This window comes from Streptomyces sp. NPDC001700 (genome assembly GCF_053596435.1).
Genome location: NZ_JBSFGE010000010.1, coordinates 190,080 through 198,703 on the forward strand (window position 1 = coordinate 190,080; position 8,624 = coordinate 198,703).

The 8,624-nt window shown below is 66.4% G+C and carries 7 protein-coding genes; all 7 read left to right on the top strand.

Translation table 11 applies throughout. The annotated features are described in order from the left end of the window. Positions 1–148 precede the first annotated feature (148 nt). The gene (gene eccD / locus ACWC5C_RS20855; protein ID WP_450877264.1) at positions 149–1,549 is read left to right on the top strand and encodes a type VII secretion integral membrane protein EccD; all 1,401 of its coding nucleotides are present in this window, start codon (positions 149–151) and stop codon (positions 1,547–1,549) included. A gap of 25 nt (positions 1,550–1,574) precedes the next feature. Further along, positions 1,575–3,044 (top strand): type VII secretion protein EccB, encoded by a 1,470-nt coding sequence (eccB, locus tag ACWC5C_RS20860; RefSeq protein ID WP_450877266.1) that lies wholly within the window; start codon positions 1,575–1,577, stop codon positions 3,042–3,044. 271 nt (positions 3,045–3,315) lie between these two features. Next, the gene (locus tag ACWC5C_RS20865) at positions 3,316–3,687 is read left to right on the top strand and encodes a hypothetical protein (RefSeq protein ID WP_450877268.1); all 372 of its coding nucleotides are present in this window, start codon (positions 3,316–3,318) and stop codon (positions 3,685–3,687) included. 101 nt (positions 3,688–3,788) lie between these two features. After that, entirely contained in the window at positions 3,789–4,109 is a 321-nt protein-coding gene (locus tag ACWC5C_RS20870) for a WXG100 family type VII secretion target (protein WP_450877270.1), read from the top strand. 98 nt (positions 4,110–4,207) lie between these two features. Beyond that, positions 4,208–4,699 carry a type VII secretion system-associated protein gene (locus ACWC5C_RS20875; RefSeq protein WP_450877272.1) on the top strand — a complete coding sequence of 164 codons (492 nt, stop codon included), beginning with the start codon at positions 4,208–4,210 and terminating at the stop codon, positions 4,697–4,699. Positions 4,700–4,757: 58 nt separating this feature from the next. Continuing rightward, positions 4,758–8,087 (top strand): AAWKG family protein, encoded by a 3,330-nt coding sequence (locus ACWC5C_RS20880; RefSeq protein WP_450877274.1) that lies wholly within the window; start codon positions 4,758–4,760, stop codon positions 8,085–8,087. A gap of 72 nt (positions 8,088–8,159) precedes the next feature. Next, positions 8,160–8,603, top strand: coding sequence for a YbaB/EbfC family nucleoid-associated protein (locus ACWC5C_RS20885; RefSeq protein WP_450877276.1), 444 nt, complete (start codon positions 8,160–8,162; stop codon positions 8,601–8,603). The last annotated feature ends 21 nt before the right edge of the window (positions 8,604–8,624 follow it).

The following is an 8,624-nucleotide window of genomic DNA, read 5'->3' on the forward strand; positions in this document are numbered from 1 at the left end:
GACAACCGGAAGACGGTAACTGTGCGACCCGGTATACCAGTTCGTGGACGAGGGCAGCCCATCAGCAACACCCGTTCCACATCGATCCGTTCACCGCGGAAACCGGGGAACACCCTCGCAGCCCCCGGAAGAATCGTGAGCCAGCCCGATGACTGACAACCAGGTGGCCGGTCTGTGTCGCCTGACCGTACGTGCGCCCGCCAAGACCATCGACCTCGCGGTGCCCTCGGACGTCCCGGTGGCCGACCTGCTGCCCGCCGTCCTCGGCTACAGCGGCGACGATCTCGCGGAGACCGGCATCGACCACGGTGGCTGGGTGCTGCAACGCCTCGGCGGCGAACCGATGGACGAGGAGCGCACCCTCGACTCCTACGACCTGCGCGACGGTGAGACGATCTACCTCCGGCCGCGCATCGACGCACTCCCCGAGGTCCACCTCGACGACCTGGTGGACGGTATCTCCACCACCATGCAGGACCGGCCGCACGGCTGGTCCCCGCTCGCCAGCACCCGGCTGCTGCGCGGCTTCGCGGTGACCGCCCTGGCTGCGGGGCTCGCCGTGCTCGCCCTGCCCGGCGGCTCCCCCTGGCTGCGGGCCCTGTGCGCCGCGGCGGCCGGAGTGCTGCTGCTCGCCGGGGCGGGTTCGGCCAGCCGCGCGGTCGGCGACGCCGCAGCCGGCGCGGTCCTCGGTTTCATGATCGGCCCGTACCTCGCACTCGCCGGATGGCTGCTGCCCGGCGGTGACTTCGGCGGTCCGCACAGCCACGAGATCCTGGGCGCCCGGATGCTGGCAGCCTGCGCCGCGGGCGCGGGCGGCGCGATCGTCGCGCTCGCCGCCGTGGCCTCCTTCGCGGCGGTCTTCCTCGGCCTCGCCGTGGTCATGGTGTTCGGCGCCATCGCCGGGGCCCTGATGGTCATCACCGACCTGGGACCGGCCCATGTGGCCGGTTTTCTCGCCCTGGCGGCCGTCATCCTCGGCGCGTTCGTCCCCTCGCTGGCCTTCCGGATGTCCGGCATGCGCATGCCGCCGCTGCCGACCAACGCCCAGCAGCTCCAGGAGGGCATCGAGCCGCACGCCACCTCCGTGGTGGCCGCCCGCGCGGTGCTCGCCGACGGCTGGATGAGCTCGCTGTATGGAGCCGTGGGCGCCGCCTGCGCGGTCTGCCTGGCCGTGCTCACCCACGACGGCGGGCTGCCCGAGGTCATCATGTCCGTCGTGCTCTCGCTGCTGCTGTTGCTGCACGGACGCGGACTGGGGAACGTATGGCAGCGGCTTTCCCTCTTCCTCCCCGGGGCGGGAGGTTTCCTCCTCCTGACCCTCTTCGACACCCTGTCCTCCTCGCCGGACCGCCGGCTGCTGCTGGCCGCCGGCCTGCTCGCCGCCACCGCGGGCATCGCCATCGCCTCGTGGACCGTGCCCGGGCGACGGCTCGTGCCGTACTGGGGCCGGGCGGCGGAGATCCTGCACACCGCCGCCGCCATCGCCCTGCTGCCGCTGGCCCTGTGGGTGCTCGGGGTGTACAGCGCCCTGCGCGGCCTGAACGGCTGAACCGCCCGAACCGGAGGAACGCACAGTGCAGTCCAAGCGCGACCAGGTCCAGGCGCACATGTTCATCATGGGGCGGCTCACCTCGGGCATGCTGCGCGCCGACCCCGACGCCCCGGAGAGCCCCCAGGGCCGGACCAACCGGGGCGTGGCCATCAGCGTGATCATCGCGATCCTGATCGCCGCCGGATCCTTCGTCTTCGGCCTGATCAAGCCCGGCGCGAAGAACTCCTGGCGAGCCCAGGACACCCTGGTGGTCAACAAGGAGACCGGCGGCAGGTACCTCTACCTCGACGGACGGCTGCGCCCGGTGCGCAACTACACCTCGGCGCGGCTGCTCCTCGGCGCGAAGATGAAGACCGCCTCCGTCGGCAGTAAATCGCTCGGTGGCACCCCGCACGGCGCGCCGGTCGGCATCACCGGGGCCCCCGACGACCTGCCGGGTGGCGACAGCCTCACCACCGACCCGTGGCAGGTGTGCTCGGGCACCACCAGCGGCTCCACCGCCACCGCTCTGGCCGTCGGCAAGGACGTCGACGGCAGCGGACTCGGCGGCTCCGAGGGGCTGCTGGTCACCGGGCCCGACAAGGCCGACTATCTGGTGTGGCGGGGCAGCAAGCTCCGCATGGACGCCGACGGCCGCGTCCGCGCAGCCCTCGGCTACGCCTCCCGTACCTCGGTGAAGGTGTCCGCGGCGCTGCTCAACTCGCTGCCCACCGGCCCCGACCTGGCCGCCCCCGACATCCCGCTGCGCGGCGGCCAGGGGCCCTCGCTGGGCGGTGGCGGGACGAGGATCGGCCAGGTCTTCCAGGTCTCCGCGCCCGGTGGCGACGCCCGGTACTACGTGCTGCGCAAGGAGGGGCTGACCCCTGTGAACGCCACCGTCGCCGCGCTGCTCATGGGCAACCCCGAGACCAAGCAGAAGGCGTACGCGGGCGGGGCGGTGAGCGCCATCCCCCTGGGTGCCGACGCGGTGATCGGCCACTTGGCGCCCAGTGCCGAGGACGCCGACACCACCGAGGACTTGCCCCCGAGCCCGCCGAAGGCGGTGGACCTCGGCGAGGACGAGACCCCGTGCGTGGGCATCCAGTCCGGCGACGACGGTACGCGGGTGGGCGTGACCCTGGCCGCGAGCGGCCAACTCGGCCCCGCCGCGCAGGCGCCGCCGGACGGGCTGACCCCGGCCTGTGTGACGGTCAACCGGATCGTGACGCCCCCGGGCGGCGGCGCCCTGGTGCACACCCTCGGCGCGGGCGGCTCGAACGTCGGCAGCACGCTCTACCTGGTGACGGACAGCGGGGTGAAGTACCGGGTGCCGACGGCCAAGTCACTGGAGGCGCTGGGCTACACCCCGGGGCAGGCGCAGCGGCTTCCGTCGTCGCTGCTGTCCATGGTGCCGACGGGCCCGGATCTGACACCCGCGTCCGCGATCCTGGGCCGGGGCAAGGCGACTACACCGCCGTGTGGTGAAGACAATAAAAAGACAACGAACCAGTGAAATGATTAGCCGTCTTCACCAGCGGCATATCGACATTTGAGGATGGTATGAGGTTGCGTCAGGGCCGAGGCAACTTCCAGAAAACTAGGGAGACTTGCCGAAACGCATGTGTTAAGGCATTTCTTGCCGGTGAGCGTTGCTCATCGCTTACTCATTCTCTTGCCATCCTTGTCTGGACCAACTGGATGTCGGTGCATTCGCATCCGGTTACGCAAGCCACGCCAGCGCACCGGGCCTGGCGGCGGAAATCCTCCGGAAAGGGGCAGCGCCCATGGCAGGCACGCAGCGGTCAGAAGAGCAGGCCACACGGAACGGCATCCAGGCCCTCGAGATGGCCTTCTCGGGTGTCCAGAGCCGCCGACTGGACGTCGAGAACACCAAGCAGGGCATGATGCAGGCGCTTCAGGGCAGCGACGGTGGCGCGTTCCAGAAGCTGCTGGACTCCTGGGACGAGCACGCGGAAATCATCTCCAAGAACCTCCAGGACATGATCAACCAGCTCAATGACACGCTCCGCTCCAAGGGTATGACCCAGGGGTCGTCGAACGAGGCCGTCAACCAGGCGTACTCCCAGTCGCAGACCATCTTCGACGGCCTGATGGGCAGCACTGCCGGCACAACTTTCAGGGGTGAGGCCGTCTGACGACGGCCGCCAAGGGTCCCTGGACCCACAGACCCGGTACCGGCTGACGCAGGCCGAACGCCTACCCCGCATTCATACCCCACAGCGAGACGAGGTCACCGATGTCCGACAACCTCACTGACGGATATATCTACGTCAGCTACGCGCACGTCGACAACGCCGTTGACGACATGCGCCTGCAGACTCGCGAGATTGAGAAGATCATCAACAGTCTCAACGACGAACTCCAGGCGCTGCAGCAGTCTTGGGAAGGTGATGACCGCCAGGCATACCAGGAGAAGCAGAACGCCTGGAACCAGGCCGTCGCGAACATGAGCAAGTGGCTCGGCGACAACGCGCAGACCCTGAACTACATCCGCGATCTGTACACGCAGAACGAGAAGAGCCAGACGCAGGGCTGGCAGGACGTGAAGATTGGCTGATGGCGGCACTCTGCGGGCGGCTGTTCCACGCGCGGGAATACGTGGGGCGGTCGCCTGCTGTGCCATCCGGACCGTGAGGTAGAAGAAGGGGTGAAACCATGGCTGAAAGCAATCAGCCGGCCACTCAGCTCGACAAGGCGTGGATCGAGAACTTCCGTAAAGTTGATATCGCGGACTTCAAGAAGGCGCTCAAGGCGGTCTCCGAGAACAGCACGGGAGATCCGGTGATTCCCTCGATGAAGGCCCTGCAGGGGGACGACGACGGCGTTCCCAACCTTCCGTTCGGCACGCCCGTTCCGTTGGCGATCGGAAACCTGGCGTCGGATGTGGGCACGCACGGACAAGCGGTCAACACGGCCGTGGTGGATATGGTGAAGCTCCTCGACGGGATCCTCAAGAGCCATGTGACACTCTTCGATGACATCGACGATGCTCTCGAGGAAACCATTGATTCTCTTTTCAAGACGCAGGGAGAGAGTCTTGGTGCCGTCGACGGTCAGAAGTTGGTCGATATCTTCGAGGATGTCGAGGCCGATCTGACGACCCCGGCGGTGGAGAAAGAGGGCGAAGGGAAAGGCGACGAGGAGTAGTCGCCGACGCTGTTGCGTCCTTCCCCGCTTGTAGACCCCCTTCTGATGGAGCCTCGCCATGGCCGATAGCAAAGAGTACGACGACTACTGGTGGAAAGCGGTCCAGCTCTTCACCGGCTATGAAGCGCCGGCGAGGCACACGCTGTTCGACCAGATCGTCGGCAATGCCGGCATCAAGCAGATGAAGGTGGAGATCAATAAGCAGGGCAGTGTTAAAACCATCGACGCGGATGACCTCAACTGGATGGTGGAGAACGCCGGTTGGGACATCCAGAACACCGACTTCGTGATCCCGTTCTACACGAACGGCGATAGCGGCGTTCGTTATTACAAGGCTCGCTTCACGCTGCTCGGTGCCAAGATCGCGGATGGCAAGCCGGTGGGCGGCGAGGTCGTGGGTGGTGAAGGGAAAAGCAAGTACGGCAAGGAGTTGTCAGGTGGCCACTTCAAGCCGAGCGACAACGGGACGGTCTGGAACACCTTCGACCTGACCAGTTACTCGTACGGGACGGGCAAGGCGCTGAAAGCCCTTCTGGAGGACCCCAATGGAACCCTCGGGTTCTCCTGGGGCGGTAAGCCTCCCATTCCGCTCAACAAGGGCGTCCGTCTGGATTCCTTCGACATGGCCGCGGACGCCTTCGACCGCGTTGCCAAGTTCTTCTGGGACAGCAATGCCACCATGACCGAGTGGCAGAACAAGATGGGCCAGGACGAGAACGAGGCGTGGAAGGGACAGGCCGCCGGCGTCTTCTGGGACCTCATCCATGAACTCGGCAGGCGATACGGCCACTACGCCGACGACATGGAGCCGGTCGGCGGCATGTCCAAGCAGGGGAAGGCGCTCAGGCAGGCGGGGCAGGATCTTCGAACGCAGGCCGAGGCGATCTACAATAAATGGGATTTCTGGAATATGGCTATGGGCAACCCGCTGCGGTGGCTCGTCGACCTTTTGTCGGAAATCGCCTCGGAGACCTGGAATCGCAATCTGACGCAGATCAACGCCGACTACACGTACACCTACAGTGGTGGCGCCGGTCGCTGGCTCTACAGCCCGACGGGAGCCTTCACGCAGCACGCCTGGGACAGCGGGAATGCCAATCGCGCCCAGCGGACCTACGGCGACATGAAGGACCTGAGCACCTGGAAGAACGTCGGAGACCAGGCGATCGCCGACTGGGAGGCGTCTGTCAAGACCCATCTGATCGACCCCGCCGAGCAGGCGATGAAGGAACTGGCCACTGCCTGGGGAACGTCGCACTTCGATCTGGGGTCCATCCGGACCAAGGGCGACAAGGGCGTCGAAGAGCAGTACAACGAGGAGAAGGCGTACAAGGAGAAGAGGGACGCCGAGGCGAAGGCAGAAAAGGATAAGAAGGAGGCAGAGGACAAGTACGACAAGGACAAGAAGGACGCCGAGGCGAAGGCAGAAAGGGATAAGAAGGAGGCAGAGGACAAGTACGACAAGGATAAGAAGGACGCGGAAGAGAAGGCCGCGCAGCAGAAGGCTGAGCAGGAGAAGAAGGAGAAGGCGGCAGAGGAGAAGGCCGACCAGAAGGAGAAGGAGGCGGAGCGGAAGCAGGCGGAGCAGGAGGCCAAGCAGGAGCAGATCCGCCAGGACCAGGAGGCCAAGCAGGAGCAGAAGGAGAAGGAGGCCGAGCAGAAGCAGGCGGAGCAGGAGGCCAAGCAGGAGCAGATCCGCCAGGACCAGGAGGCCAAGCAGGAGCAGCAGCAGAAGCAGGCGGAGCAGAAGCAGGCCGAGCAGCAGGCCAAGCAGGACGAGGCGCAGAGGCAGGCGCAGGCGCTCCAGGTCCAGCAGGTGAGTCAGCAGAAGGCCGAGCAGGAGAAGCGGGACAAGGAACAGGCGAAGAAGCAGGCGGAGCAGGAGGCCAAGCAGGAGCAGATCCGTCAGGAGCAGGAGCAGAAGCAGGCCGAGCAGGAGAAGAAGCAGGAGGAGAAGGAGAAGGAGGCCGAGCAGAAGCAGGCGGAGCAGGAGGCCAAGCAGGAGCAGGTCCGCCAGGAGCAGGAGCAGAAGCAGGAGGAGAAGGAGAAGGAGGCCGAGCAGAAGCAGGCCGAGCAGGAGGCCAAGCAGGAGCAGGTCCGCCAGGAGCAGGAGCAGAAGCAGGAGCAGAAGGAGAAGGAGGCCGAGCAGAAGCAGGCCCAAGCGCAGGCCGAGCAGGAGCAGGTCCGCCAGGAGCAGGAGCAGAAGCAGGAGCAGAAGGAGAAGGAGGCCGAGCAGAAGCAGGCCGAGGCGCAGCAGAAGCAGGAAAAGCTCCAGGAGGAGCAGCAGAAGCGGCAGGAAGACCTTCAGCAGCAACAGCAGCAGAAGCAGGAGGAGTTCCAGAAGCAACAGCTCAAACTCAATGGTTCACTGAACAATGGCGATCTGGGCCAGCTGAACAACGGCGATCTGAGTCAGCTCTCGCCGGACATCTCCGGGCCGGTCAACGGCGACGACTCGCTGACCAACCCCGACGGCAGCCAGTCGCACCTGGATTCCCAGGGCCGTCTCGTGACGGACTTCCCGGACGGCAGCAAGTCCGAGATCGACCCGAACAGCCAGACGGCGACCATTACCAGGCCGGACGGCAGCCATTTCTCAGGACCGCTGAACGCGGGCGACTCGCTGACCAACCCCGACGGCAGCACCACCCACCTGGACCCGCAGGGTCAGGTCGTCACCGAGTACCCGGATGGCAGTACCTCCCGGGTGGATCCGGACACCGGTGCCACCTCGATCACCAGCCCGGACGGCACCACCACCACGGGCTATCTGAACGACCCCGACTACGCGCTCCCCGACTACCAGAACAGCGGCCCCGGAAGCGGATCCCATTCGGGTGCGCTGAACCCGCCCTCCTACGACTACGGCGACCCCTCGTACGAGGAGGAGCTGTACGACGACAAGCCGTACCAGGAGCCGTCGCTGGGCGGTACCGGCCAGTCCGCCGGCGGGTCCCCCGGTGCGGGCGGCGGCACTCCGCTGAACAGCGGGCCGATGCCCCCCGGCGTGAGCGGCATGAACGGCATGGGCGGGACGGGCGGCATGCCCATGGGTGGCATGCCGATGGGCGGCATGGGCGGTATGGGCGGAGGCAAGGGCGGCGAGGGCGGCCCCTCCGAACGCGTCCGCAACGTGATCGACAGCGGTGACGTGGTCAGCAACCGCCGCGGCGCTCCCGCCCCGCGCGGCGGCGGTACGTACGAGGACCGGCAGGCCGTCAGCACCAGCGGCGGCAACCCGTTCCTGCCAGGGATGGGCGGCGGTGCGGGCGGACCCGGACAGACGGAGACCGAGAGCAGCGACCGTGAGCGTGAGGTCTGGGAGCCGGAGGAGGACGACGTCTGGGGTACCGACGAGGGAGGCTCGCCAGCGGTGATCGGACGCTGACGAATCTCAAATTCCTTTTGTCGTCCCGATATTGCACAATGATCGATATCTGACCTTATGTAGGAGTATTCGTTGACCGAACCTCTGCAAGAGCGCATCGCCCAGGCCATGGCCGAGCTCCAGGCCACCCAGGCAGCTGTCGCGCGGGCGGAGGCGGATCTCCGCCAGGCTTCCGCGACGGTGCGCTCGAACGACCGCGTGGTGGAGGCGACCGTCGGCGCCCAGGGTGAGTTGACGGGGCTGAAGTTCCTCGACAACAAGCACCAGAACATGACGGGCCCCCAGCTCGCCTCCTCGATCCTCGAGGCCGTTCAGCAAGGACGTGCGCAGATGGCCCGCCGGGTGATGGACACTTTTGAGCCCTTCACCCAGGCCGGCCCGGAAGGATCGATTCGCCGGGGCATCGACCTCGACTGGAACCGGATTTTCGGATCCGCCCTCGACGGCGAAAGGGCCCGTTCCAGCCGGTCGAGCAGGGATCGGCTGCGCGACGAGATCGACGAAGACAGCGACTGAGCGCGGGGAAGGGGATCGGTG

Bases quoted from the DNA above. Each gene is read 5' to 3' on its own strand.
- eccD (WP_450877264.1), top strand. From the start codon at position 149: ATGACTGACAACCAGGTGGCCGGTCTGTGTCGCCTGACCGTACGTGCG.
- ACWC5C_RS20865 (WP_450877268.1), top strand. From the start codon at position 3,316: ATGGCAGGCACGCAGCGGTCAGAAGAGCAGGCCACACGGAACGGCATC.
- ACWC5C_RS20870 (WP_450877270.1), top strand. From the start codon at position 3,789: ATGTCCGACAACCTCACTGACGGATATATCTACGTCAGCTACGCGCAC.
- ACWC5C_RS20875 (WP_450877272.1), top strand. From the start codon at position 4,208: ATGGCTGAAAGCAATCAGCCGGCCACTCAGCTCGACAAGGCGTGGATC.
- ACWC5C_RS20880 (WP_450877274.1), top strand. From the start codon at position 4,758: ATGGCCGATAGCAAAGAGTACGACGACTACTGGTGGAAAGCGGTCCAG.